General features: G+C 59.9%; 22 protein-coding genes and 1 pseudogene. 17 read left to right on the top strand and 6 right to left on the bottom strand.

What is annotated here, in order from left to right; translation table 11 throughout:
* Positions 1 to 14: 14 nt before the first annotated feature.
* From CK222_RS08125 to CK222_RS08090, 7 genes are all read left to right on the top strand, one after another.
* A complete protein-coding gene (locus tag CK222_RS08125; RefSeq protein WP_245322552.1) occupies positions 15 to 605 on the top strand; it encodes a DUF1349 domain-containing protein in 591 nt (196 codons plus the stop codon).
* A 604-nt stretch (positions 606 to 1,209) separates the two neighbouring features.
* The gene (locus CK222_RS08115) at positions 1,210 to 2,088 is read left to right on the top strand and encodes a dihydrodipicolinate synthase family protein (RefSeq protein WP_095800003.1); all 879 of its coding nucleotides are present in this window, start codon (positions 1,210 to 1,212) and stop codon (positions 2,086 to 2,088) included.
* Positions 2,089 to 2,168: 80 nt separating this feature from the next.
* On the top strand, positions 2,169 to 3,749 hold the full coding sequence (locus CK222_RS08110) for an ABC transporter substrate-binding protein (protein ID WP_095800002.1): 1,581 nt from the start codon (positions 2,169 to 2,171) through the stop codon (positions 3,747 to 3,749).
* 72 nt (positions 3,750 to 3,821) lie between these two features.
* Positions 3,822 to 4,778 carry an ABC transporter permease gene (locus CK222_RS08105; protein ID WP_245432973.1) on the top strand — a complete coding sequence of 319 codons (957 nt, stop codon included), beginning with the start codon at positions 3,822 to 3,824 and terminating at the stop codon, positions 4,776 to 4,778.
* Between the two features lie 17 nt (positions 4,779 to 4,795).
* Entirely contained in the window at positions 4,796 to 5,626 is an 831-nt protein-coding gene (locus tag CK222_RS08100; RefSeq protein ID WP_095800000.1) for an ABC transporter permease, read from the top strand.
* Between the two features lies 1 nt (position 5,627).
* On the top strand, positions 5,628 to 7,202 hold the full coding sequence (locus tag CK222_RS08095; RefSeq protein WP_245432972.1) for an ABC transporter ATP-binding protein: 1,575 nt from the start codon (positions 5,628 to 5,630) through the stop codon (positions 7,200 to 7,202).
* A 58-nt stretch (positions 7,203 to 7,260) separates the two neighbouring features.
* Positions 7,261 to 8,076: an IclR family transcriptional regulator gene (locus tag CK222_RS08090; protein ID WP_245432971.1), complete on the top strand. Its 816-nt coding sequence runs from the start codon at positions 7,261 to 7,263 to the stop codon at positions 8,074 to 8,076.
* 31 nt (positions 8,077 to 8,107) lie between these two features.
* On the opposite strand, the gene CK222_RS08085 is transcribed toward CK222_RS08090, so the two are convergent.
* On the bottom strand, positions 8,108 to 9,163 hold the full coding sequence (locus CK222_RS08085) for a Gfo/Idh/MocA family oxidoreductase (RefSeq protein ID WP_082954135.1): 1,056 nt from the start codon (positions 9,161 to 9,163) through the stop codon (positions 8,108 to 8,110).
* 131 nt (positions 9,164 to 9,294) lie between these two features.
* On the opposite strand from CK222_RS08085, the gene CK222_RS08080 reads away from it, so the two are divergent.
* A complete protein-coding gene (locus CK222_RS08080) occupies positions 9,295 to 10,116 on the top strand; it encodes a helix-turn-helix transcriptional regulator (protein WP_067330581.1) in 822 nt (273 codons plus the stop codon).
* A 99-nt stretch (positions 10,117 to 10,215) separates the two neighbouring features.
* Here CK222_RS08080 and hisN read toward each other — a convergent pair whose 3' ends face one another.
* Together hisN and CK222_RS08070 are read right to left on the bottom strand one after the other, a co-directional pair.
* Complete coding sequence (gene hisN, locus CK222_RS08075; RefSeq protein WP_095799998.1) at positions 10,216 to 11,007, bottom strand: histidinol-phosphatase; 792 nt, start codon at positions 11,005 to 11,007, stop codon at positions 10,216 to 10,218.
* A gap of 29 nt (positions 11,008 to 11,036) precedes the next feature.
* A complete protein-coding gene (locus CK222_RS08070; protein WP_095799997.1) occupies positions 11,037 to 12,221 on the bottom strand; it encodes a Gfo/Idh/MocA family oxidoreductase in 1,185 nt (394 codons plus the stop codon).
* A gap of 451 nt (positions 12,222 to 12,672) precedes the next feature.
* Here CK222_RS08070 and CK222_RS08065 point away from each other — a divergent pair, with 451 nt between their 5' ends.
* On the top strand, positions 12,673 to 13,521 hold the full coding sequence (locus CK222_RS08065; protein WP_095799996.1) for a DeoR/GlpR family DNA-binding transcription regulator: 849 nt from the start codon (positions 12,673 to 12,675) through the stop codon (positions 13,519 to 13,521).
* 64 nt (positions 13,522 to 13,585) lie between these two features.
* Here CK222_RS08065 and CK222_RS08060 read toward each other — a convergent pair whose 3' ends face one another.
* The gene (locus CK222_RS08060) at positions 13,586 to 14,470 is read right to left on the bottom strand and encodes a sugar phosphate isomerase/epimerase family protein (protein WP_095799995.1); all 885 of its coding nucleotides are present in this window, start codon (positions 14,468 to 14,470) and stop codon (positions 13,586 to 13,588) included.
* A gap of 487 nt (positions 14,471 to 14,957) precedes the next feature.
* Between CK222_RS08060 and CK222_RS08055 the strand changes: the two genes are divergently transcribed.
* The 8 genes from CK222_RS08055 to CK222_RS08020 all read left to right on the top strand — a co-directional run bounded on the left by CK222_RS08055 (position 14,958) and on the right by CK222_RS08020 (position 25,454).
* Positions 14,958 to 16,760: a thiamine pyrophosphate-binding protein gene (locus CK222_RS08055; protein ID WP_095799994.1), complete on the top strand. Its 1,803-nt coding sequence runs from the start codon at positions 14,958 to 14,960 to the stop codon at positions 16,758 to 16,760.
* Between the two features lie 101 nt (positions 16,761 to 16,861).
* The gene (gene hisD, locus CK222_RS08050) at positions 16,862 to 18,172 is read left to right on the top strand and encodes a histidinol dehydrogenase (protein WP_095800310.1); all 1,311 of its coding nucleotides are present in this window, start codon (positions 16,862 to 16,864) and stop codon (positions 18,170 to 18,172) included.
* 81 nt (positions 18,173 to 18,253) lie between these two features.
* A complete protein-coding gene (locus CK222_RS08045) occupies positions 18,254 to 19,504 on the top strand; it encodes an ABC transporter substrate-binding protein (protein ID WP_095799993.1) in 1,251 nt (416 codons plus the stop codon).
* 86 nt (positions 19,505 to 19,590) lie between these two features.
* Complete coding sequence (locus CK222_RS08040; RefSeq protein ID WP_095799992.1) at positions 19,591 to 20,475, top strand: sugar ABC transporter permease; 885 nt, start codon at positions 19,591 to 19,593, stop codon at positions 20,473 to 20,475.
* Positions 20,465 to 21,343: a carbohydrate ABC transporter permease gene (locus CK222_RS08035; protein ID WP_067330598.1), complete on the top strand. Its 879-nt coding sequence runs from the start codon at positions 20,465 to 20,467 to the stop codon at positions 21,341 to 21,343. Before CK222_RS08040 ends, CK222_RS08035 begins: the two co-directional genes overlap by 11 nt.
* 4 nt (positions 21,344 to 21,347) lie before the next feature.
* On the top strand, positions 21,348 to 22,448 hold the full coding sequence (gene ugpC, locus CK222_RS08030) for a sn-glycerol-3-phosphate ABC transporter ATP-binding protein UgpC (protein ID WP_095799991.1): 1,101 nt from the start codon (positions 21,348 to 21,350) through the stop codon (positions 22,446 to 22,448).
* A 9-nt stretch (positions 22,449 to 22,457) separates the two neighbouring features.
* Positions 22,458 to 23,954: a GMC family oxidoreductase gene (locus CK222_RS08025; RefSeq protein WP_095799990.1), complete on the top strand. Its 1,497-nt coding sequence runs from the start codon at positions 22,458 to 22,460 to the stop codon at positions 23,952 to 23,954.
* 84 nt (positions 23,955 to 24,038) lie between these two features.
* Positions 24,039 to 25,454: an aspartate ammonia-lyase gene (locus CK222_RS08020; protein ID WP_095799989.1), complete on the top strand. Its 1,416-nt coding sequence runs from the start codon at positions 24,039 to 24,041 to the stop codon at positions 25,452 to 25,454.
* Positions 25,455 to 25,588: 134 nt separating this feature from the next.
* Here the strand turns inward: CK222_RS08020 and CK222_RS08015 are convergent.
* Together CK222_RS08015 and CK222_RS08010 are read right to left on the bottom strand one after the other, a co-directional pair.
* Positions 25,589 to 25,789: pseudogene (locus CK222_RS08015) on the bottom strand (dehydrogenase); the annotation flags it as partial.
* A gap of 24 nt (positions 25,790 to 25,813) precedes the next feature.
* Positions 25,814 to 26,216, bottom strand: a 403-nt coding sequence (locus CK222_RS08010) for a transketolase C-terminal domain-containing protein (protein ID WP_280951754.1), incomplete at its 5' end; no start/stop codon positions are given.

Here is a 26,216-nt window from a genome sequence, read left to right as displayed (position 1 = left end):
GTGAAGGAAAAAACATGAAGCTCGACAGCATGCGCGTTGAGGGGGCTGACAACGGCTCCGCGGCAATCGAGAACGCCTCGGTGCGGCTGCGGGCCAACGCGAACACGGACTGGTTCTTCGCCCCGAGCGGCAAAAGCCGGGCCGCGAATGTCACGCGATTGGTGCGCGAGATCGACGAGCAGCATTTTGCGCTGTCTGCCAGGGTCTCTGTCGACTTCGCCTCTGCTTACGATGCCGGCGCGATCTTCATCGAATGTGACGACAACAATTGGGCAAAGGTCGCCTTCGAATTTTCTGCCGCGCGTAAGCCGACCATCGTGAGCGTGGTGACGCGCGGCACATCCGACGACTCGGACGGTCCTCGTCATTCCGGCGCCCACGTGTGGCTGCGTGCTTATTGCGATGGCGAGACGGTCGCGTTCCATTTTTCGGAAGACGGCAAATACTGGAATTTCCTGCGCTGGTTCACTCTGCCCGGTGTAGCAAGGCGGCCGGTGCGTATGGGACTTGGCGTTCAATCGCCGACGGGCGAGGGGACGACCGCCGTCTTCTCGGACGTCAGGCTTTCTGTCGCCAAGATCAGCGATCTGCGCAACGGACAATAGCTGACCGTACTTTGGCCGTTGAGGACAGCTGCGCCAGTTCGTCTCATATCATCGATCTCGGTCGGGCAAACAGCGACTGACCGTCCTTTATGGTCGTCCGCATCGCTTTCCCTGCCAGACGCCGACGGTGATGCGAGATGGGGCAGGACACTGTGATCGGGGTCACGGATGTCACGCCGTCGCGTTACGGGGGTGGCCTGTTTCCAGGTCGCAAGAACAGTGATCCTTACGGATCGGCCGAGGTACGGGGCCTTGAGCACAAGCGCGATCGCCGCGCCAGGAGTGCAAAGGTCGCAAAGGGTGTAGTGCGGGATTTGGTTGCCACCAAGCCCGCGCAACTCATGCCATGACCCCGCTGTGTGCATTCTCGTCTTGCGCCACAAGATCGGTGCTCCGACCGCGTCGCATTATGGCCGGCTTCACTGCTCCCCGCACGAAGATGCCTGTTGACCAGCGAACGGGTTCGGCGGGCTGAAAACCAAGCGCAGCAAGCCTGTCTCGGTCATTCAGCGCCGTCATTGCGAAAGCCCCTTGACAAGCTCCGCGCTTCGCAGGATGTTCATTCAGTAATAGTGACTTTCACTAGGTGAAATAAGGAACTGCAATGGCGACTGTGCTTCAAAAGGACGAGATCAAGGGGATCATCCCGCCGCTCGTTTCGACGTTTAGACCCGATGGTGATCTCGACCTGGATCTCTTCAAGGGTGAGCTTCGGTTCATGGAAAGCGCTGGCATTCGCCTTGCCGTGGTCGGCGGAAGCACAGGTTCGGGGGATGAGCTTTCCGCAGAAGAACTCGAGCTCTTGGTGGAAACAGCCACGGCCAACAGCAAGCTGCGCGTAATCGCAGGGATAATCACAACCACCACCCGCGACGCCATCAAGCGTGGTCTGCTCGCCAAGCAGGCCGGCGCCTGTGCGCTGATGCTTGGGCCACCAATCTATAATACCCCGTCGGGCGATGGGCTGGACAAGTTCATCCAGGATGTTGGGGCGGCGACCTCTCTACCCATCATCTACTATAACCACTTCTTCAACCCCCCTGCCGTCATGCAGCGCGTAGCCCAACTGCCCGAAGTCATCTGCGTGAAGGAAGTGGCGCTGGAGCCGGTGACGGAACTCGTCCAGACCGTCGGCGACCGGGTCGCCATTGCCGCTGGCGCGGACAGCGTGAACATTGCGAGCTTTCTGTTTGGGGCGCAGGCCTCGATTTCCGGCATCAACACCGTCATCCCGAAACAGTACGGGGAGATCTTCGCCGCCCACGCGGCGGGCGACTACGTCCTTGGCCGGAAGCTGACGGACAAAATCGCGCCGCTCGCACGGGAGATGACCAAGAGCGTGAATTTCCCCGCCCGCATCAAGTTTGCCATCAACGCTCAAGGCCGCAAGGTGGGTGAACCGCGAAAGCCCAATGGCAACCTCGCCAAGGAGGATCAGGAAAAGATCCTGAAGGCCCTCAAGCTTGCAGGACTGCTTGCCTAAGCCGTGGCCAGCGCGGGCGCTCCGTCCATTGGTTGAATGAATAAGCCGAAGAAAACCATCTAAACAGGAGGGAATGTGGAATGAGCAAGGACATAAATCGCCCAAAGGCAGATTCGACGCTTATCAGGCGGCGCGATGTGCTGAAGACAGGCTTGATGTTGGGCACCGGTATAATGCTTGCCGGGGCGGGCCTTCGCCCGGCCCTGGCCGATGAACCGAAGCGGGGAGGGACGCTCCGCGTCGGTCTAGGCGCAGCCGGGGCGAAATCGTCGCTCAACCCCTTCATCTCGACAGGCGATATGGATTTCGCCGTCGCCCAGTCGATCTTCGACCGGCTCACCGACTTCGACAAGGATGGCAATCTCTACAACAAGCTGGCGGATGACTTCACTCACAACGCCGAGGGCAACGTCTGGAAAATCAAGCTCAAGAAAGGTGTGGTCTGGCATGACGGCGCGCCTTTCACGGCCAAGGACGTCGTCTACACCATCCAGTACATCCTCAATTCCGACAACAAGGCCGATGCCTACCCCAACCTGGCGCCGCTCATGGAGCCGAAAGGGGTACGCGCGCTCGACCCCAATACGGTCGAAGTCGAATTGAAGCAGCCCTATGCGCTGCTGCCGCAAGTGCTGGGCAGCAAGGTCATGTTCCTCATGAAGGACGGCACGACCGACTTCGACAAGCCGATCGGGACCGGGCCCTTCAAGTTTGTGTCATGGTCCCGCGGTCAGCGGGTGACGCTGGCACGCAGCGATAACTATCGCACGCCCGACCAGCCATATCTCGATGGGGTCGAATTCATCGCGATCAACGACCCGACCGCGCGCATGAATGCGCTGGTGGCCAACCAGGTCGATGCCGTGGCTCAGCTCGATGGAAGTCTTGCGCGCCTGATTGAAGCAAATCCCGCACTCACCCTGCTGCGCTCGAAGAGCGGTGCCACGACCGACCAATTCATGATGACGAACCTGAAACCCTTTACGGACGTGCGCGTCCGCCAGGCGTTCCGGCTCATGATCGACCGCCAGCAACTGCTCGACAACGCATTGTCGGGATATGGCAGGATTGGCAACGACCTGCATTGCATCACGGATCCAGACTACGCCTCCGAACTGCCGCAACGCGCTTACGACCCGGATCAGGCGAAATCGCTGCTCAAGCAGGCGGGCTTTGACAATAGCCAGGCGATCACCCTCTACACCTCGGATGCCGCTCCAGGCATGCAGGCGTCGGCTACGCTCATCGCCAACCAGGCCAAGAAGATCGGCGTCAACATCGAACTTCTGGTCGTGCCGCCCGACAGCTACTATTCCGGCCCGAACTTCAAAAAGACGCAGATGGGCAGTTCGGATTGGGGACAGCACACTCTCGAATCCCAGTTCGGCCAAGGCTATGCCCGGGGTGCCTACTGGAACGAACCGGATTGGACCAGTGACGAGTTCGACAAGTGGGTAAGCAAGGCAAGAACCACGTTCGATGGCCCCAAGCGCCGCGAATATTATGTGGAGGCTCAGAAGGTCCTGTGGAACGAGGGAGCTTACATCATCTGGGGCTTCCGTGATCTTCTCGACGCCGCCAGCGCCAAGGTCAAGAATATCGTTCCCTCCACCCAGAGAAATCTCGGCTATTACCAGTTCGAAAGCGTCTATCTTGGGTAAACTGCAGCCGCCGTGGCCAGCCAAGCCGCGGCGGCTCCCTTTCTCTGAAGGTGAGACCCCTTGAATAAACCCTTGCTGCAGCTTCTGTTGACAAGAATAGTCCTGGCTGTCGTCACTCTTTTTGCCGTCTCCATTGTCGTCTTTGCCGCGACCCAATATCTGCCGGGAGATCCGGCCCGGGCAGCGCTCGGTGCCAAGGCGGACCCTTCGGCGGTGGAGGCGCTCAGGCGCGAGTTTGGCATGGATCGGCCGGCCGTCGTGCAATATGCCAGCTGGATCGGGGGCGCGCTCACCGGCGACTTCGGCCGGTCAATTCCGTCCGGCCGGCCAGTCTGGGAGACGATTGGGCCGAGGGCCGTCAACACCCTGATACTGACGGTCACATCGCTGCTCCTGCTGATACCGCTCTCCTTCGTGCTCGGCGTTGCCGCGGCGATCTACAAAGACAGATTGGCCGACCACTTGATATCGGTTCCGACAATCGTGACCGTCGCCCTGCCTGAGTTCGTCATCGGCACGGTGCTGATTGTGCTTTTCGCGGTTTATCTTCGTTGGTTGCCGCCAGTTTCGCTGATCAACGACAGCCTTCCGCTTTCATCTCAATCGACCCTTTTCATTTTGCCGGTCCTGACCCTGCTCGGGACAACGCTGGCCCAGGTCGTTCGCATGGTGCGGGCGGTGGCACTCGAAGTGTTGAACGCCGAATACATCTATATGGTACGGCTGAGGGGCATAAGCCCCGCGCGGGTGCTATTGCGTCATGTTCTTCCCAACACCATCACACCCACCATCCAGACGATCGCGTTGAATGCGGCCTGGTTGGCCGGCGGAGTGGTGGTCACCGAGTCCGTCTTTCAACTGCCGGGCATCGGCAGCGCGCTCTCGGAAGCGGTTATCAACCGAGACATGCCGACAGTGCTGGCCATCACGCTGATCATCACGGCGACCTATGTGCTTATCAACCTGGTGTCCGAAGCACTGATCCTTCTTCTTAATCCAAGGCTGCGCGTGGCGCGCGGTACGACCTAGCCGGAGAGATTGACCGTATGCGCCGCTCCGTCCTGCGCCTGACCCTGGCGAAGCCAGCAACTCGCATCGCTCTGGTCCTGGTCGTCATCATCGTTGCCCTGGCCTCGTTCGGACCATTGTTCAGTCCGTACGCCTTCGATGAAATCGTCGGGGCTCCCTTCGCGACCATAACCCACGAGCATTGGCTCGGAACCGACTTCCTGGGGCGCGACACTTTCAGTCGCTTTCTCTATGGCGGGAGGACTGTGCTCGTCGTCGCGCTTTGCGCGACCGTGGCGGCCTATGTCGTGGCGGTGCCGCTTGGCATCTACTCGGGGCTCCGGCGAGGCCCGCTGGATATTTTTCTGATTGCCATTTCCGACGTGATCTACGCGCTCCCGCCGGCCATCTTTCTTCTCGTCCTTCTCGCCTCGACCGGGCCAAGCCTGCCCACAGTCATCATAGGGATTGTGATCCTGCATTCACCCCGCATCTTCCGTATCGTGCGACTGATCACGATGGACATATCAAAGAACGAGTACGTCGAAGCTGCCTTCGCGCGCGGGGAAAGCTGGGCCGCAATCTGCTTCCTCGACATCCTGCCCAACGTGCTCACACCGGTCCTGGCCGACTTCGGGGTCCGACTTTGCGGGTCGATCATCCTCTACGCTTCGCTAAGCTACCTGGGCCTGGGCCTGCCACCGCCGGCGGCCGACTGGGGTCTGATAATCAGCGAAAACCGGATTGGCATCACGATCTCGCCATGGATAGCAATCGCGCCAGCTCTGGCAATTGCTGCCTTCTCCGTTGCCGTCAACGTGCTTGCCGACAGCTTTGCGCGCTCGGTCGGTCGGTCGAAAGAGATTTGAAATGACCGAAGCAATCCCGCTCGTTGTGCAATCGCTTTTCATGCATGACCTCAACGGCCGCGAAATCGTCAGCGACGTCTCCCTTCATGTGAAGCGGGGTGAAGTCCTGGCCATCATCGGTGAATCGGGATCTGGAAAGACGTCAGTCGCCTTGAGTTTGCTAGGCTTTGCGCGGCCGGGAATGCGCATTTCCTCCGGCAACATCTGGATTGGCGGCACCGACATCCTCTCACTCTCGGGCCGGAGGAAACGTGCCTTCCAGGGCGGCAAAGTATCGCTGGTTCCACAGAATCCGACCACGAGCTTCAGCCCCCGCATGTCAGTCGGCAAGCAAATGGCCGAGCTTCTTGCGGCGCACGGCCATTCGGGCACCGGCATGAAGCAACTGATGCGTCACGCGTTGCGGAGCGTCGATCTCCCAGACGATGAAAAGTTTTTGAGACGCTATCCCTTCGAGCTCAGCGGCGGTCAACTGCAACGCATCGCAATTGCCATGGCCTTCGTCACGGCTCCGCAGGTCATCGTGATGGATGAGCCCACCACGGGCCTGGACGTATCCTCCCAGCAAACGATCCTTGAGTTGATAGCGAGGCTGGTCAAGTCCAGCAGCGCCAGCGTGGTCTACGTCACCCATGACCTTGCGGTCGTGAACGTCGTGGCCGACAGGGTGGCCGTCATGCTTTCTGGAAGGATCGTCGAGCAGGGGAGCCGCAGGCAGGTCTTCGCAGCACCGAGCGACGACTATACGCGCATGCTGGTCGACGCTATTCCACGACTGGTAACCGATGGTCCTGCGGCGGCGTCCGAGGCCGACGGTGCCAAAATCCAGAGCGTCCTCGAGGTGAAGAACCTGCGCGCGGCTCATGGCCACGTCGAGGTCGTGCACGGCGTTTCATTCTCGGTCGGCAAAGGCGAGTGCGTCGGCCTTGTCGGCGGCAGCGGCAGCGGCAAAACCACTACGGGCCGATGCGTGACCGGTTTGCACAGCAACGCTTCGGGCGGCTTGTTGTTCGAGGGGCATTTGATGCCGTTCGCCGTCTCAAGTCGCTCCAAGGCAGATTTGGGCGCCATGCAGATCGTCTTCCAAAATCCTGACCGCTCGCTCAACCCAAAGGAATCGATCGCGCAAAGCATCGCCCGCGCCGTTCGCCTGACGGGGCTGGCTGACAAAGCAAGGGTCGGTGCCGAAGTGCGGTCGCTTCTTGACCGGGTTCGATTACCGCAACGGGTTGTCAATCTTTACCCGGGCGATCTATCGGGAGGTGAGCGTCAACGCGTGGCCGTGGCCCGCGCGCTCGCGGTCAAACCTAAGCTTCTGGTGTGCGACGAAATCACTTCGGCTCTCGACGTGTCTGTGCAGGCGGCCGTGGTCGAGCTTCTGCTCGATCTGAAGAAGGACGGCCTTGCGATGCTTTTCATAACCCACAATTTGCCGCTGGTCTCCGAAATTGCACAATCCATCATAATCATGAAGGATGGGAGTATCGTTGAGGCGGGACGAACGAATGACGTCCTGCGTTCGCCAAAGCACTCTTACACAAGAATGTTGTTGGACGCCGCGCCGCGACTTAATTGACGACCGGCTCGACTTGGAGCACCAAAGGGCGATTGCTACGGGATTCGCTGGAACGATCTTGCCAAACGACCTGTTCACCGACGAGGAAAAAAGTGCCCGCTTCGACGCTGTCGATCGGGCGGTTGCAGTCTTGCGCGTTCTTGAGCGCTCTGACCAGCCCATGTCGCTGTCGATGATCGCGCGCCAGGTCGGGCTGGGACAGCCAACCACGTCACGTTATGTGGCCAGTCTCGTCGGGCATGGGCTGATCGAAAAGGTGAATGGAAATCGCTATGTCCTGGGCATTGGGCTTTATATTCTTGGGCAGAAATCACTCCACCGCAGGGACGTTCGGACGGTAGCCCACCCCTATCTGGAAACCTTGCATGAACAGTTCAACGAGACGGTAAGCTTCGCACTTTGGCTGCGCCACGAGGTTGTTGTCGTGGATTGTATCGAGGCCATGCAGACGTTGCGTCAGGGAGCATCCGTGGGAGTAGTCAACCCATGGCACGCCACTTCCCTCGGAAAGTCGATTCTCGCCTGGCTTGATCCGCATGAAGTGGACGTGCTGCTGAAGCAGCCGGGGCTGCCCCGTTACACCTATAACACCCTCACCACAGTCGACCAATTGCGTGCCGAATTTCCACTTATCCGGGAGCGGGGCTATGCGATCGACAACGAGGAGTCCGCCATAGGAGGACGCTGCATCGGTGCACCCGTCTTCGATCAATCGGGGCGCCCGCTCGGCGCCATCAGCATCAGTGGACCAATCGCGCGCGTTACTGACGAGGATGTCCCCTCGACCGGAGGGCGAATTGCCGAGATCGCAGGGCAGATATCCCGTGCAATGGGGTATTCGGGAAAGCCATCCCGTGACACCAGGCACGCCTAGGCCGCTCTTGCTCCTTGGTTTCTGGTGCGGGTCACTGGCCCGCAGCATCCTGTGCAGATTGATCTCGCTTAAGGAGGCCCCTCGTTGGCTGACCTCCTTGAACTGTGGCGGTGCGGCGCTTCGAGGCGGCCTTAGCCAAAGCCTCCGCGGCGCGCAGGGCGGCGACATTATCTGACCCCCGTGCCAGCCAAGTCAGCCTGCGCTCCCCGGCGCTGACAAAGTCCTCGACTGCAGCAAGATGCGAATCTCCGTCGCGAACCGGCACGAGCTCATTCCTGGCTGCGTGCCGACGCATGAGCGTACCCGAAGCCTTGCCATTCAGCGTACCGTGGGCGATCAGCGTGCCGCGATCTCCAGCCACTACAACCGTGCTTTCCAGATCGGCGATCGCAAAACTTTCGAATGCATGAAACAGGCTGCCATCGTCCAGTTGAAACGAATAGGAAATTTGGTTGGGTCTGCCATCGACAACAGTGCCAATGGCCGAAACTTCACGCGGTTCTCCACCGGTCAGGAATCTTGCAAGGTCGATGTCGTCAACGGACATGTCGAGATAGATGTCACCTTCGCTGTCGAGATCGTCCTTTCTGCGCTTGGCTGCGGGCTTGTACGGTCCCTCGCGGGTAAGAAGGATCGACTGGACCTTCCCGATGTCACCATCCAGGATCAGCCTGCGCATGGTCTGGTGTATGGCCGACGCACGGAACGGGTGATGTACCGCAAGCACGATCCCGGCGGCGTCGCACAGACGCGCAAGCTCAGCGGCTACTTTGCTGTTTTCGGAGATTGGTCCGTCACAAAGGACGTTCTTGCGCGCTTTCGCCGCAGCAGTGATGTAATGGGCCCGCCGCCTCAATCGCGCGCTGACATAGGTGAACTCGACGTCAGGATCGCCGAGAGCCTCCGACAGGTTGGTCGTCCATTGCGGAATGTCGAGATCCTGAGCGAAATGAGCTGCATCCATCTTTCGGCGGCTGACCACCCACAACGGAGTATGCCCCTGCGCTCTGATGCCCGCGACCATCTGCTCCGTGGCAATGGTGCCGGTCCCCATAACTGACCACCCAGTCTTGCCGTGAATTGCCATGCCGGGCGCTCCTGATCTGGCCCCAAGTATGGGCGCATTCGCCTCTGGCAGCCAACTTCGCATCTCGTTGAAGTCTGCATTAAACTGACGTACAGATAGCGTCTGTTCGCGTCATAGGGGAGGCGATCGAGGTGAACCACATCGCGGGGGATACCGCCGCGCTCGCGGCAAATTTGAGGACCTTGTGCGATCGCCACGGGTCTGTCGCCGCTGTTTGTCGCAAATTAAACGTCAATCGGCAACAATTTAACAAATATCTCTCTGGCGCCCATGTGCCGTCCAGCGCCAATCTGCGCACGATCGCTAACTTCTTCGGATTGAGCGTTCCGATCCTCTTCTCCGACCCCGAGGAGTTCAGGACGCTCATTGATGGCAACTTTTTTCATGCGATGTCCACGGCGCGCCATCTGCCGGAGTTTGTCAACTTCCTCTCGAATATTGTCTTCGACGGTAGTGTGCAGGATTCGGAGATCCTGGGTGTCTATGACCGATATCAGTTTTCATCGATCTATAAAGGTTTCATTCTAAAATCGGCATTCTGCCTCTATCGAAATAACAATTTTCTCCAGCATTACTATATCGAGCGGTTCCCGAGCTTCGACCGGCCGGGAAGAACGGAATACGTCTTCAAGTACTACGGGTTCAGCTTCCCAGTTGCGGATCGGCTGTTTACGGCCGATTTCGAAGGCATCCAGAGCAATGAGCTCACCTTCGGTGTCTATGCCCAGGTCAAGCGAAATGCGAAGCGTTTCATGTTCGGCATCGCCAGTGGCATTGCCGCCAATGCCTTCCGACAGCCCTATTCGACGAAGGTCGCCTTGCACTACAAGGGGCCGGGCCTGCTCCAACGCAGTCACCTCAAGGAACTTACCGTGATTGACAGGAGCGACCCAGGCATCCCGAGGGAAGTGCTGCAATATCTGGGCGACGGTTCGGACATGATCCAGATGTGAAATGCGAACCGACTAAGAGCATTACTCGTCGGCCCTATATTCGGCTTTGACGAACCCGACTTTCACGCTACCCGTTCAATCGCTTGAATGTCTTGCAGTCTAGGTGTTCAGGACGAGTTCATTCAGTGCCAACCGATGCAGCGACGGCGTCGCGGCGGCAAGGACGGGGCCTCCTTCCTCAGCTCGGCCGCCGTCGAGACGAGTGATCACACCACCTGCCTTCTCGATGATCGGGATCAGCGCGACGATGTCGTAGGGCTGCAGGGAAGGTTCAACCGCCAGATCGATCCGGCCCGCCGCTAGCATGGCGAAGGCATAACATTCCCCACCGTACCGAGTCATCTTGACCGCGCTGTTCAGCCGCTCGAAGCCAGCTTTGAGATCGCCGTGAAAATGTTCGGGGGAGTTGGTGTGGAGAATGGCGTCGGAGAGGGTGTCGATGCCACGCGTCCTGAGTGGCTGGGGCTCACCGGCGCGCTGGCGCCATGAGCCTGTTGCGTCCGCCCAGAACCGTTCGCCGATATAGGGCTGGCTGAGCATCCCCATCTCGGCGCGCCCGCGAACCGTCAGACCGATGAGCGTTCCCCAGACGGGGATGCCGCAGATAAAAGGTCGGGTTCCATCCACGGGATCAAGCACCCAACGCCAGTCGCTACCGCCGCCCGTCTCGCCGAATTCCTCTCCAAGCACAGCGTGATCCGGGAACTCCGCCATTATGGCGGCACGCAACGCGATTTCTGCTTCTCGATCAGCCTCGGTCACCGGATCGAATCTATATCCGGGCTTCGGCTTGGTATCGACGGCAAGCTCGACCATATAGCGGGGCAGCGTCTCGGCATCCGCCAAATCAGCGAGACGGTGCAAGAATGATGAGTCCGGTAGCTTTGACATGTGTCACCTTGGCAAAGATCGATAGAAGATCATTGGCTCGTCTGCTCGGAGCCGGGGAAGGCAACCCACGATTTGGAAGCTGAAGAACTGACGCTGATCTCGGAAAGCAGAACGCCCCGCAGCCCTTCGTAAACGTCTGCGAGCGGCACCGGGAGCGCACCTCGCCAGTTTCGGCCGGCTTCAAGCGCAGTCGCATAATCGCTGTATAGAACCGCGAGAGCCTCGAGGTAACCTTCAGGAGAGCCCGCCGGCAGACTGGTCGCAAGTTGCGCGTCCGAGGACATGTCGCCGTGGCCGCGACGATAGGTAAGGTCGCCTTCGCCGAGGCGGGACACAGTGAGTGTCTCCGGTGCCTCCTGCCGCCACTCGATGGTGGCCTTCGAGCCGACGATCTTGAAACGAAGGCCGTTGCGGTGGCCCGGAGCGGCAAGAGAGGACCACAAGAGGCCGTTGGCGCCGCCCTCGAACTCCAACTGGATCACGTCAGTGTCGTCTAGCCCGAAGGAGTCGACGGTTCGCATCAAATTGGCGTTGAGTGCGGTGCACCGGAGTCCGGAAACAAATTCGAGGATGTTGAAGGCGTGGGTTCCGATATCCCCCAGCGCGCCCGTCGGTCCCGCCTTTGCCGGGTCGCCGCGCCATACCCCGCCCTTGCCCAACTTCGAGGGGTCGTTGACCAACCATTCCAGCAAGTACTCTACATACATGAAGCGTACCTGCCCGATTTCGCCCGCGCGGATGCGAGCGCGGGCGTCTCGGACCATTGGATACCCTGTATAGGTGTATGTTACAGCGAAGAACGTCTCGTTTGCGGCAGCGATCCGCTGGAGCTCGCGTGCCTCTTCAGATGAGTGGACCAGTGGCTTTTCGCAGATGACGGGAATCCCCGCTTCGAGAAACAATTTGCATGGCTCGAAATGGAGATGGTTGGGCGTAACGATAATCGCGACTTCGATGGCATCATCGCGCGCCGCTTCCGCCGCTGCCATGTCGCCGAAGCTGAAGTAGGTGCGGTCCCAAGCCACTCCTAGGGCCTGGCCGGCTTCAATGCAGGCGTGACGGTCAGACGAGAACGCGCCTGCCACCAGTTCGAAATGATTGGTTAGCCGCATGGCAGTTCGATGCCTGCTTGCGAAGAACGATCCTCGCCCTCCTCCCACCATACCCGCGCGAAAGCGAGGTTTGCGGGGGATGTCATTTGTCAGAAGGTTCATAAATATCCTTGCGCATTCGGCCCAGCTCTGGACCGGTCGGGAGATCGGTGCCGCACTCGCTCAATCCGACAGCCGGCTGCGCTGCGGAACGATTGGACGCATCCTTCCACTCGCTCAATCGAGCGACAAGTTCGCACGGCGCCAATGAGTGACGCACAGTGATGCGATCGGTGAGGTCGTCCGATCCGCCAGAAAATGGGAGTCGAGATCTCCCTCACCATCACCGCAACGGCGGAATGGAATCGCGGCAAGGACGCCGGGCGTCACTGAGAAATCAACGCGCGTTCTGACCATTTGCCCTCAGGCAGAACCCAGCAACGCGCCAGACCGAAGCTGTTGAGACCCCGTCGTAGCTGCTTGAAGTCTACTTCCATAGCGCGTCGGCAGGATTGGCTAGCGGCGTGCCGCAGGGGGTGCTCTAGTCGTAGACCAGGCGCGATGCCGGTCCACGATGACATTGCAGCGCGAGGCTGTTGGGATTTATATCCGCTGGCCTGAACCAAAGAAAGTCGCACATCATCGTCTCAAGGATGTTCGAATGATGCTTGCAGAAGAACGCCAGGTGATCATTCGCGAGAGATTGGCCGAGCATGGCAAGGTCCTGGCCAACGCGCTGGCTCTTGAATTTCGTGTCTCTGAAGACACTGTGCGCCGCGATCTACGCGATCTTGCCAGAGCCGGACTTTGCCGCAGGGTCTATGGCGGAGCGCTGGCAAGGGCATCGGAGGCCAAGACCGGGCCCGAGCGGTCGAGGTCCTCGACCATGGATCTCGCACCGCTGGCTGCTGCCGGAGCGAAACTCGTACAATCCGGCGCAACGATCATGATGCACCATGGAGCCCTCAGTGTTGCCTTCGCCGGCGCCTTACCCCGCGACATGTCTTTCACGATTGTGACGAATTCCCTACTTGTCGCGACTGCGCTGGAAGGGCATCGTCAAGCGAGCGTCGTTCTTTTGGGCGGCTTGTACGACCAGGAGAAGGGATGCTCTGTTGGAACTACCGCCCTTTCGCAATTGGAGCAGTTCAACGCCGACATGTTCTTTGTCGCCGATTGCGCGGTCCATGCTTCCGTCGGATTGACCGCCTTTGACCTTCCCGACGCCGAAATCAAGCGCGTTATGTGCCGCCGAAGCGCCGCGAGAGTAGTTGTCGCTACGGTCGAGAGCATCGCGAAAACCGCCCCCTTTCAGGTTTCGGGACCTGACGCGATCGACCATATGCTCGCTGGGCGCCAGCTTGATGCCGAGACCCTCGAACCGTTTCGACGCCAAGGCACAGTTATCCACCGAATAGCCTGAGGACTGCGACAAAATCTTTCGCAAGCCGTCGGTCCGATGTTGCCGGATGATGGATCGCTCAAGACTAGGAGCCGACAAGATCCTGCATCAGGATTTTCAACTCACGCGCCACATCGTAGCTGTCCATCTGGTGCTGCTTTTTGCAGAACAACTCGCAACTCCACCAGCTGTCGTAGCCGGTGGATTTCACTGCAGCCACCCACTCTCTCAGGTTCAATACGCCCTTGCCGGTTTCGACGTCGCGAAGAACAGGCTCGTTAGGGATGCCGCGGGTGAACGCAAGAGAGTCACAGATGTGCACTCCGTAGATGAGGTCTTTGTCCAAGCGCGCAATGCGGTCCGGGCCATCGCCGGAGGTGTAACAGTGCCAGAAATCGACGACGACGCGTATGTTGTCGCGTGCCGCTTTCCTTATGGTCCGAAGCTGCCTGTCAATCGTATTGAGTGGGGTCCAGGACAGCGCCTCATGGTAGATGACCAGGTTGCGTTGAGCAGCGAGGTCGGCGACGGCTGCCAGCCCGGACGCCGTGATGTCGATCTGCTCCTCGATCGGCAGCCCGACGACGCCTCGGTAAAGATCCGGGTGCCTCTTGCTGGCCTCGGGATCGAGAGCCGCGAGACTGATTGGACCGGTGATGACCTGAATGCCCTTCGCTCCAACCGAGACGGCGAGTTCTATCAACTCTTCCGCGTCCTTCAGCAATGCTTTGCGGGCATTGCCGTGGCGCTCCACATCGAGAAGAAATCCGATGCCTGGAATGAACATGTCATCGATCAAGCGGCGCAGCTCCTGGAAAGTGAACCCGGCATCCAGAAAAGCGCGGATCTTGGCCCCAGAGGCTTCCAGTCCGTCGAAGCCGAGCTCGCGCGCAATATCCACATCTAGGGCCAGCGTGCCGTGTCGCGCCACGAGAGCATGCAGAATTAGCTGGTTGCGCTTCGTCGTCATTGCTGTGCCCGTCGCTTGACTACCGGATTATGTCCAATGCCAGGTCCCTGCCGGATCACGACGGTGGCATAGAGCCTCGCTGGCTCTGCGGCGCCAGGCCGATAACCACTCTGGTTGCTCATGGCTTTGACCATCGCGAGCCGATTACCCGCGCAATCAAGACATATCGCATGCCGAGGGGGAACTGCGCGGCAGCCCGAATTCGTGCGCGACCTAAGGTTCCGGTCGCGTCACGTTGCGCCAAATGCGCTGCTAAGGGGGCAAAATGGCTTCCGATTAAAAACGAGCCCGCTATGCGGCTGAGTTCGCAGCCCACGAGAACTGACCGATCCCATATGTCGCAATGCTTCTTTCTCAGCGCGTCACATCGCGTCTATTAAAGCTACCCTGCGAACTTGTCGCGCAGCCACGGATGACTGCTTACTAGGCGCATGGACGAGGAGCATATCCACAATCGCCTCGCCAACAAAGACAAGAGGGTCGAACAATGAAACTGACCGGCGGGCAGATCGTCGCGAAAGCGCTCAAGGAATATGGCGTCGAATACGTGGCTGGTGTTCCCGGCCATGGCATCTGGTCTCTGTTCGATGCCTTCCTGGAGGAAGGCTCGCAATTGCCCTTCATCCAGGTCATGCACGAACAAAGCGCCGTTCACATGGCGGACGGTTATTTCCGAGCAAGCGGCCGGCCAATGGCATGTTCGACATCGGTCGGGCCAGGTGCGACCAACACAATTATTGGCCTCGCCACGGCCTATTGCGATTCCACCTCGCTGTTCTACGTCTCCGGCTCGCCACAGACCTACATGCACGGCCATGGCATCATGCAGGAGATCGAGCGCCAACAGGACAATGCTTTCCCGCGCATCACCGAGCAGGTGACAAAACGGGCATGGCAAGCCCAGTCCGTGCAGGTCCTGCCGAGCATTATGCATCGCGCCTTCAACGCCATGCTCACCGGCCGCCCGGGTCCCGTGCATGTCGAGGTGCCGATGGACGTTCAGGTCGAAGCGGCCGATGTCACCATTCATCCGCTGGAAAAGCGCCTTCCCATTGGCGTGGCCTATCCCGATCCGAGCGCGATCGAGGCCGCGGTCAAGGTCCTGTTGAGTGCCGAACGCCCGGTCATCGTCGCCGGTGGCGGTGCGATCACGGCCAACGCGTCGAGCGAACTGACGCGTCTGGCCGAGCGCGTCGGCGCCGCCGTTTCGATCACCTGGAACGGCAAGGGCGCCATCTCGGAAGATCACGAGCTCTTCATTGGAGCAGTCGGCCAGACCGGCACGACCTGCGGCAACAAGATCACTGCTTCCGCAGATGTGGTCGTTTCGGTCGGCTGCCGCTTCACCGACTGGTCGGCATCTTCCTTCGCCAAGGGCGTCTCGTTCTCGATCCCTCCAGGTAAGCTGATCCATATTGACCTCGACCCGCGCGAGATCGGCAAGACCTATCCGACCGAGGTGGGGATCGTATCAGACGCAAAGGTGGCCTTGGAGGCGATCCTGGCCCTCATCTCGGAGGGCGATGCTAAGAAGGCTCTGGGCAAACGCGAGCAGTTCCTGGCCGACGTTCAGAAGGCCAAGGCGGACTGGATCGCTCAGGTGTCGCCGCGCGAAAACAGCCGCGAAACGCCTTTCACCTCCCAGCGCCCGCTGGTCGCTTTGCGCAAGGTACTCGATCGCAACGGTATTGTGGTTGTCGGTTCGGGCAATACCCAGGGCTCGGTGAAGCAAAGCTTCCCTGTCTACGAGCCTCGCACCCACCTGACCTCGGGCTCCTATTCGCCAATGGGCTGGGCGGTGCCGGCGGCGTTGGGGGCAAAGCTCGCATGCCCGGACCGCCAAGTCGTGGCGATCGTTGGCGACGGTGACTTCATGATGTCGCTGCCCGAAATGGGTACTGCCGCGATGAACGGCATCAATGTGGTCTTCCTCGTGCTGAACAATTCGGGATATATGTCGATCCGAGGCGGTCAGCGCAAGTTCATGGGCCGTCACATTGCTTCCGAATTCAACCATCACTCAGGCAATGGTCAGCCTTATTCGGCCGATATCACGGCTTCGGCGCGCGCGTTCGGGCTCGAGGCCTGGAAAGTCGAGAAGGATGAAGATCTCGAAAGCAGCCTGAAGGCAGCCTTGGAATGCGGCGGGCCCGCTCTCGTCGAAGTCATCGTGTCGCGTGACGCTGCGGGGCCGTTCGCCACCGGCTGGTGGGATTTCCCGTCACCAGCCTACTACGAAAAAGAGCAGGCTGCTTACGCCCAGATGCGTGCACGCGAACAGCACCTCTAGCAAAATTGACGCGAGGGTTGGTCATGCGCCGCCCTCGCATTTCGCCATCCACCACATTGATGATGCGGCGCGCAAGCGCCCGCAAACCAAGAGTTGTTGCCATGATACGCACGGTCAAGCCCGCCAAAGGCAGTGTCGCAGACGATGGCCAGCCCGCAGTAACCGCGACAGTCCAGGCATTGCTGGCGCAAGTCGAGAAAGGGGGCGACGCGGCAGTGCGCGATTTGTCCATCCGCTTCGACAAGTTCGACCGCGACAGCTATCGCCTGACCAAGGCTGAGATTGACGGATGCATCAACGCGTTGAGCAAACGCGAGCGCGAGGATCTCGATTTCGCCCAGGACCAGATACGCAAATTCGCCGAAGCCCAGCGGGCCACACTTCGCGATCTGGAGATCGAGACGCTACCAGGCGTAATTTTGGGGCATAAGAACATACCGATCCAGAATGTCGGATGTTATGTACCGGGCGGCAAATATCCGCTGCTTGCCTCTGCTCACATGACGGTCTTGACCGCTCGCGTGGCAGGCTGCGAACGCGTCATCACTTGCGCTCCGCCGTTTCGAGGCAAGATCGCCGACAAGATCGTCGCCGCCCAGGCGCTTGCGGGCGCGGACGAAATCTATTGCCTTGGCGGTGTCCAGGCGATCGCGGCCATGGCCTATGGCACTGAGACGATCGCTCCCGTGGATATCCTGGCCGGCCCCGGCAATGCCTACGTCGCCGAAGCGAAACGGCTGCTGTTCGGCGAAGTTGGCATCGATCTGTTCGCCGGTCCGACCGAGACCTTGGTGATTGCTGACGACAGTGTCGACGGTGAGATCGTGGCGACCGACCTGCTTGGCCAGGCGGAGCACGGCGTCAACTCTCCCGCCGTTCTGATCACCAATTCTGAGAAACTTGCCCGCGATACCCTCGATGAGATCGAGCGTTTGCTCAAAATCCTGCCGACTGCGGCTGTCGCCGGCAAAGCCTGGGAAGACTACGGCGAGATCATCCTGTGCGACACGCTGGATGAGATGGTGGCGGAAGCGGATCGCATTGCCTCCGAGCACGTGCAGGTCATGACACGTGATCCGGACTATTTCCTTGAGAGGATGAAGAACTATGGCGCTCTGTTTCTGGGCGCTCGCACCAACGTCTCTTTCGGCGACAAGGTGATTGGAACCAACCACACGCTGCCTACGAACAAGGCAGCCCGATATACAGGCGGTCTGTGGGTCGGCAAGTTCCTTAAAACCTGCACCTACCAGCGGATCGAGACCGATGAGGCGTCCGCCTTGGTCGGCCAGTACAGCTCGCGCCTCTGCATCATGGAAGGTTTCGCCGGCCACGCCGAGCAGTCCAACATCCGCGTCCGCCGCTATGGCCGGCGCAACGTTCCATACGCATCGGCAGCCGAACCGCTCTGATGCGCAACACGCCCCGGCACGCGCCCGACAGGATCGAGCCGGATCATCAAGCCATCAACGCATGCAACAAGGGGAACTACAATGAAGCTCACCACCATCCTAGCTGCCTCGATCGCCTTCATGCCGGTCGCGGCAATGGCCGAAAGCAAGGGCAAGGTCGAAGGCATTCATCACTGGGTGTCCGAAAGCGAGGTCAAAGCGCTCAAGGTCATCACCGATAAGCTGGCCTCCAAGGGTTACACCTGGGAAGATAGCGCGGTCGGCGGTCTGAGCGGCGCCAACGCGCTGCAGGCACTGCGCACGCGTCTTGCCGCCGGGAACCCCCCGGCAACGATGCAGTTCCTTGGCTATGAAGGGCTCGACTGGGGCAAGCAGGGCGTCCTGCGCTCTCTCAACGATCTCTACACCAAGAACGGCTGGGACAAGGCGCTCGCCCCGCAGCTGCTTGCCTTCGTCAAAAACGGAGACGACTTCATTTCCGTGCCGATCAACATGCACAGGCAGAACTGGCTTTGGGCGAACAAGGCCGTTTTCGACAAGGCCGGCGTCAAGGAACCGAAGTCTTGGGATGAGCTGATCGCCGACGGAGACAAGCTCCGGGCCGCCGGTGTGGTCCCGCTCGCCATGGGTGACGAGAGCTGGCAGATCCTCGAGGTCTTCGAGGCAATCCTTGTCGACGTGAACGGGCCCGAATTCTACAAGAAGGCAGTCATCGACCTCGACGAGGGCGCTCTTTCGAGCCCCGAAATGATCGCGACGTTCGACAAGCTTAGGAAGGTCCGCGGACTTGTCGATGACGGCTTCACCGGGCGTGATTGGGCCGTCGCAACGGGCATGGTCGCGGATGGCAAGGCCGCCATGCAGGTCATGGGCGACTGGGCCAAAGGCGAGTTCCTTGCCAAGGGCCTCAAGCCCGACGTCGATTTCCTCTGCTTCCCAACGCCGACCGACAAGCCCAACTTCAAGTTCGTGATCGACGCATTTGGCATGTTCAAGGTCGATGATGCCGTGACCACGGCAGGCCAGGACGCCTGGGCAGAATCGATCATGGATCCCGAGGTGCAGAAGCAATTCAACCTGATCAAGGGTTCGATCCCGGCTCGCTCCGACGTTCCGGTCGACAGTTTCGATGACTGCGCGAAGCGTAGCTATGCTGACCGCGAGGCGGCGGTGAAGAACGGCGCGATGCTCGGCGGCCTCACGGAAGGCTTTGCTGCCCAGCCTCAATTCGCCGGCGTCTTCACCGACGTCGTCGGCAAATTCTTCGTCACCGACATGTCGTCCAAGGATGCTGTTCAGGCCCTGGTCGACGGGATCAACAACGCCCGCTAGTCCAGGCCACCAAAGCCCTGCCGGCAATCGTGCCGGCGGGGACACCGTCCGCAACGATGCTCGCAATAGCGAGGTTGGTCAGTCCCATGTCGCTCAAAAACAAATTGGACCTATGGCTGCCGCGGCTCGTCCTGTCGCCCAGCCTGCTGGCCGTTCTGATTGCCGTCTATCTCTTCATAGTCTGGACGGCCTGGATTTCGCTATCTTCGTCCCAGATGGTCCCGAAGTTCGACTTCGTCGGGCTCGAGCAATATGTCCGTTTGTGGTCGACCCCGCGCTGGCACACTGCAGTCGCCAATCTCTTCATCTTTACGGCGTTGTTCCTGGCGATCACCATCGCACTGGGCTTGTTCCTCGCGATTCTGCTCGACCAGAAGGTGAGGGCGGAGGGCTTCCTGCGAGCCGTCTACCTCTATCCCATGGCCTTGTCATTCATTGTCACGGGCACAGCCTGGAAATGGATCCTGAACCCGGACCTCGGCCTGCAGAAGGTCGTCAACGAGCTCGGCTGGACCGGTTTTGTCTTCGACTGGATCACACAACCAAGCTTTGCAATCTACTGCGTGGTGATCGCAGCGGTCTGGCAATCGACGGGGTTCGCGATGGCCATTTTCCTGGCCGGGCTGCGAGCGATCGATACTTCCATCATCAAGGCCGCGCAGATCGAGGGAGCCAGCCTGCCGCGAATCTACCTCAGCGTCATCGTGCCGATGCTGCGCCCGGCATTCCTGAGCGTCATCGTCCTACTGAGCTATATCTCGATCAAGAGCTTCGACCTGGTTCTGGCCCTCACAAATGCCGGGCCTGGCAGCGCCACCGAAATGCCCTCGACCTTCATGTTCGCCGCGACGTTCAGGCGCAACCAGATGGGCGTAGGTGCCGCCAGCGCCATCATGATGCTGATGACGGTCGCCGCCATCATCGTTCCCTACCTCTATTCGGAATTGAGGGAGGACCGCAATGCGCACTGAAGCACGCTCGGCGCGTCGTTCACACCAGATCGGTCGCCTGTTCATCTATGGCTCGCTGATCGCGCTCGCCGCCTTCTACCTGATGCCGCTTTGGGTGATGATCGTCACCTCGCTCAAGTCGCTGGATGAAATCTATGGCGGCTCCTTCATCGGGGTGCCCCAGGCGATCACCTTCGAAGCCTGGAACAAGGCATGGCAGGAGGCCTGCATTGGCACGGCCTGCACGGGACTGCGGCCATACTTCATCAATTCCATCCTCATGGTCGTGCCCGCCGTCATCCTGTCCACGGGGATAGGCGCGATAAACGGCTATATCCTCACGAAGTGGCGTTTCGCCGGGGCGAACGCAATATTCGGACTATTGCTGTTCGGCTGCTTCCTGCCGTTCCAGGCCGTTATCTTGCCCATGGCGCAGCTGCTTGGTCGCCTCCACCTTTCCGGCACCATTCCGGGTCTCGTGCTGGTTCACACCGTATACGGCATAAGCTTCACGACCCTGTTCTTCCGGAACTATTTCATCACGATCCCGGACGAACTGACCCGCGCGGCTCAAATCGACGGAGCTGGGTTCTTTCGGATCTTCTTTTCAGTGATGTTGCCGACCGCGCTTCCCATCATCGTGGTCTCTTGCATCTGGCAATTCACGCAGATCTGGAACGACTTTCTTTTCGGCGTGTCGTTCACCGCAGGGCAATCATCGCCGATCACCGTGGCGCTGAACAACATCGTCAACGTGACGATGGGGCGCAAGCAATACAATGTCGACATGGCGGCCGCCATGATTGCCGCCATCCCCACCCTTCTCGTCTACGTCGTCGCGGGACGCTACTTCGTGCGCGGTCTGACCGCCGGCGCCGTGAAAGGCTAGTGCTATGTCAACGCTTGAAATCGATCGGGCCCGCAAGCTCTACGGTGACCTCGAAGTCCTGAAGGAGGTCAGTATCTCCATCGCCACCGGCGACTTCCTGGTGCTGCTCGGCCCTTCGGGTTGTGGCAAGTCCACACTGCTCAACATGATCGCCGGCCTCGAGAACATCTCAGGTGGCGAAATCCGCATCGCCGGCAGGGTTGTCAACGACCTGTCGCCGAAAGACAGGGATATCGCCATGGTGTTCCAGTCCTACGCCCTCTATCCCACGATGACCGTGCGCCAGAACATCGAGTTCGGCATGAAGATCCGCGGCGTGCCGCAAGCCGAGCGGGACAAGGCGGTCAAGACGGCGGCCGACCTGCTCCAGATGACGCATCTTCTGGACAGGAAGCCCTCGCAACTCTCGGGAGGCCAGCGCCAGCGCGTGGCAATGGGGCGCGCGATCGTGCGCCAACCCAAGCTGTTCCTGTTCGACGAACCTTTATCCAACCTGGACGCCAAGTTGCGCGTCGACATGCGAACCGAGATCAAGCGTCTTCATGCACGATTGGGAACCACAATCGTATACGTCACGCATGACCAGATCGAAGCCATGACGCTCGCCACGCGCGTTGCCGTGATGAAGGACGGCGTGGTCCAGCACCTTGACGATCCGCAGTCGGTCTACGACCGGCCGGCGAACGTATACGTGGCCAAGTTCGTCGGGTCGCCCTCCATGAACATCATTCCGGCGAGACTTGACGTGGAAGACGGTCGGCCAGTCGCGGTGATCGACGTCCCAGGTGGGGCGGCTGCCCGCCTCTCAGGCATCCCTTTGTCTCCACAAGCGGCAGCCAAATACGCTGGGCGCAGTATCCTGCTGGGCGTTCGTCCGGAGTTGTTCAGCGTCGCCGGCGAGCAAGCCGCGCAAGCGGTCACGGTAAACATCGACGTTGTCGAGCCTACGGGCCCCGATACGCTTGCTCTTTTCCAGGCAGGCGGGGTCGAAGTCACAGCTCGTGTGCCGCCAAGGGCCGTGGCAGCCCGCACTTCGGCGACCCTCGCGGTCGATACTGGCAAGATCGTGCTGTTCGATGCCGACAATGAGCAACGCATAGACTGAGGCATCGACGTGGATCAAACAGCTGATATCGTCATTATCGGGTCAGGCATAGGAGGCGCTTCCCTGGCCCATAGCCTGGCCGGCACCGGCAGGCGCATCGTGATTCTGGAACGTGGCGAGCACCTGCGCGACGCGCCCCAGGCGCGCGACGACCGGGCGATATTTCTCAAGGGCTTCTACCGTTCGACCGAAGAGTGGCTCGGCGACGATGGGCAGGCTTTCCTGCCCGGCAACTATTACTATGTCGGAGGCAATTCCAAGTTCTTCGGCGCGGTCATGTACCGCTACAGGCTGGAAGATTTCTCGCCGCGCCCTCACATGGACGGCGCCTCACCTGGGTGGCCGATCACCTATCACGAGCTCGAGCCTTGGTACGAGCGAGCCGAGGCGATTTTCAAGGTGCGGGGTGACCCCACGCAGGATCCCACCGAGCCGCCGCGAACCGGTCCTTACCGTTTTCCGCCGGTACCCGACGAGCCGGCCATAGCGGCCGTGCGCGCTCGCTTGAAAGAGGCGGGGATCCATCCAGCCAGCCTTCCCCTGGCTATCGACATCAATGAGTGGCTTCGCCGCGCAAAGACCGGTTGGGATGCGTTTCCCAACACGGGTTCCGGCAAGATCGACGCCGAAGTTGGACCGCTGACTGCCGCGTTGAACAGCAGCAACGTCAGTCTCGTGACCGGGGCCAATGTCGTGCGGCTGGAAACCGACCCGATGGGTCGCAAGGTGACTGCCGCAGTGTTTCTAAAGGATGGTGTTGAGCGGCGGATCAGCGCTGGTATCTTCGCCGTTGCGGCCGGCGCGGTCCAGAGCGCGGCGCTCTTGCTGCGCTCGGCGAATGCCGCACATCCGCGCGGGCTGGCCAACGGCTCCGACCAACTCGGCCGCAACTTCATGAACCACAATACCACCGCCATGCTCGCGATCGATCCGCGGTCGGCCAATACGTCGGTCTACCAGAAGACCCTGGCATTCAACGACTTCTATAACGCCGATCCGGAAACAGGTTTCCCGCTTGGCAACGTGCAATTGCTTGGACATATCACCGGTAACATCCTCAAGGCCAACGCGCCCTTGCTGCCACGGTGGCTGGCGGGGCTGATAGCCCGCAATTGCTATGGCTGGTTCTTGACCAGCGAGGACCTGCCCAATCCAGAGAGCCGGGTCACGGTTCAGAATGGCCGCATCGTCATGCATTGGGTTCGCAGCAACATGCGAGCGCACGAGCTGCTGATCCGCAGGACGCGAGGTGTGATGCGAAGGGCGGGCTTCCCCATCGTTCTTACTCGAACCTTCGGCAGAAAGACGACTTCGCACCAGTGTGGCACTGCCAGGCTTGGAAGCGATCCGGAGACGTCGGTTGTGTCGCCTGATTGCCGTTCCCACGAAATTGCAAACCTCTATGTAACCGACGCTTCTGTGCTTCCGACATCCGCGGCCGTCAACCCGGCACTGACTATCGCGGCGCTCGCCATCAAGGCTGGCGCCGTCATCAGCCGGTCGTGAGGACCTCATCTTAGTATCCAGACTTGTGAATCTTGCACCTGCGTGGGTGACGCCCGAGGTCTTGGCTGAGCGGAGTTAGCAACCATGATTGCCGACCGTATCGAAACGGATCTGATCGGACCGCTCGCTGTACCGGGCCACGTGCTCTATGGCGTGCACACCCGTCGAGCAGAACAGAACTTCGATGTGTCCGGGCTGCGGCTGAAGGATTTTCCCGAGTTCATCCAGTCGATGGCGATGGTGAAAAAGGCTGCTTGTCTTGCAAACATGGAACTCGGACTGCTCTCGCCCGAAAAGGCCCAGGCTATCTCAGATGCGTGCGGCGATATCATCGAACTGAAGGGGATCGAAGAAAACTTCCCGGTTGACATGATGCAGGGAGGGGCCGGTACGTCGACAAACATGAACGTCAACGAGGTTGTGACCAACCTGGCCCTGATCAAACTCGGCGCCAAAATTGGCGATTACGCAAGGCTGCACCCCAACGACGACGTAAACCTTTCCCAGTCGACAAACGATGTGTATCCGACCGCAATCCGTCTGACGGTTTTGCGGGCCTGCGACGGGCTCGTATCGGCACAAGTCAATTTGCGTGATGCGTTTCGCGCCAAGGCGCTCCAGCACGCGAATGAGCTCAAGGTTGGCCGAACTCAGCTTCAGGACGCGGTGCCCATGACAGTTGGGCAGGAGTTCGGAGCCTTTGCTGAACTCATCGACGAAGATATCGTCCAACTTCAGTCGGTCGCGAGATTGTTGTTGGAAATCAACCTTGGGGGCTCGGCGATCGGCACCTCGATTAACGTGCCCCGCGAGTTCCCAGGCATCGTTTGCGGTCATCTGTCGCGAATATCAGGCATTCAGCTTGTTGCTGCCCGTAATTTCATCGAGGCAACGTCGGACACCGGCGGCTTCGTTTCCTTTTCGGGCATGCTGAAGCGCATCGCAGTCAAGCTGACCAAGATCTGCAACGATTTGCGCCTGCTTAGCAGTGGGCCGCTTGGAGGACTGGGCGAGATTCGATTGCCACCCGTGCAGGCCGGCTCTTCGATCATGCCGGGTAAAATCAATCCCGTCATTCCTGAGATGGTGAACCAACTCAGCTTCCAGGTGATTGGCCACGATCTTACCGTGACACTGGCCGCAAGCGCGGGCCAGCTTCAGTTGAATGCAATGGAGCCGGTGATCGTCTTGAACATCCTGCAATCCATGCGGTTGTTGACGAGAGGAATGCGGATTTTCAAAGAGCGCTGCGTGGACGGGATCGAAGTCGATTTTGATCGTTGCAGAGCGCTGCTTGATCAATCCCTCGTTCTGGCAACGCCCTTAGCAAAACTGATCGGCTACGGCAAAGCAGCCGAATTGTCCAAGCGCGCTTTGGCAGGGAAGAGGACCTTACGCCAAGTCGTTGAAGAAGCGGGGGTTCTGCTTCCCGACCAGGTTGAGCATATTTTTGGCAACAGCGCTGAGTTCGCTGGTCTCCCCGACGCCTCCCCGGCTTGAAGATTGGAAGACTGTCTCGGAAGTGATGACCGGGACATCCCGGTCGTCGGGCTTGGCGCAGCGGAAGCCGTTCGCACAGCGCCAAATGGGTAAGGCGCCGCTCGCAAGAGACTGCTGGCCCTTACGTCAGCTGGTTAGGACCTGTCGTGGACGGCGATGACAGCCTTGATCAGCCCAGCCTTCTCGCGTGACCAGCGCGCAATGTCGTGAGGGCTCTTGGCCAGAGTGGTCCGGTGGGTCACGAGCCTGGTAATCGGTATTTCGCCGTCCCGGATCGATGCGGCGACCTGATCGAAATCGCTCCTGGTGGCGTTACGGCTGCCGATCACCGTCATCAAGAGCAGAGCCGAGATCGTGCCTCACTTACCCGTCCATTCGCGAATACGGCGCACGACCTCAGTTGTCGAGATGCCGTACCGATCGTGAAGTGTCGGCAGAGCACCGGCGTCCAGAAACTCGTCGGGAAGGGCGATCTGCCGAAAGGCGGGTGTCACGCCCTCGCGCATAAGCAATGCGGCGACACTTTCACCCAGTCCGCCTATGACGGTGTGGTTTTCCGCCACCACCACCAGCCGGCCAGCTTGGCGCGCGGCCGCAAGAATTCTCTCATTGTCCAGCGGCTTGATCGTCGGCACATGCAGCACTGCGCTACTTATGCGGTCCGCTTCGAGAGCCGTTGCCGCCTCAAGCACACGCATCGTCATCATGCCGCTCGAAATGAACAGCACGTCCGCGCCTTCACGCAGCAGCCGTGCTTTGCCG

It is taken from the genome of Mesorhizobium sp. WSM3866 (assembly GCF_002294795.1).
Lineage (GTDB): Bacteria > Pseudomonadota > Alphaproteobacteria > Rhizobiales > Rhizobiaceae > Mesorhizobium.
The sequence above is the reverse complement of the archived record's forward strand: the minus strand, read 5'-3'. Positions and strand labels throughout refer to the sequence as shown.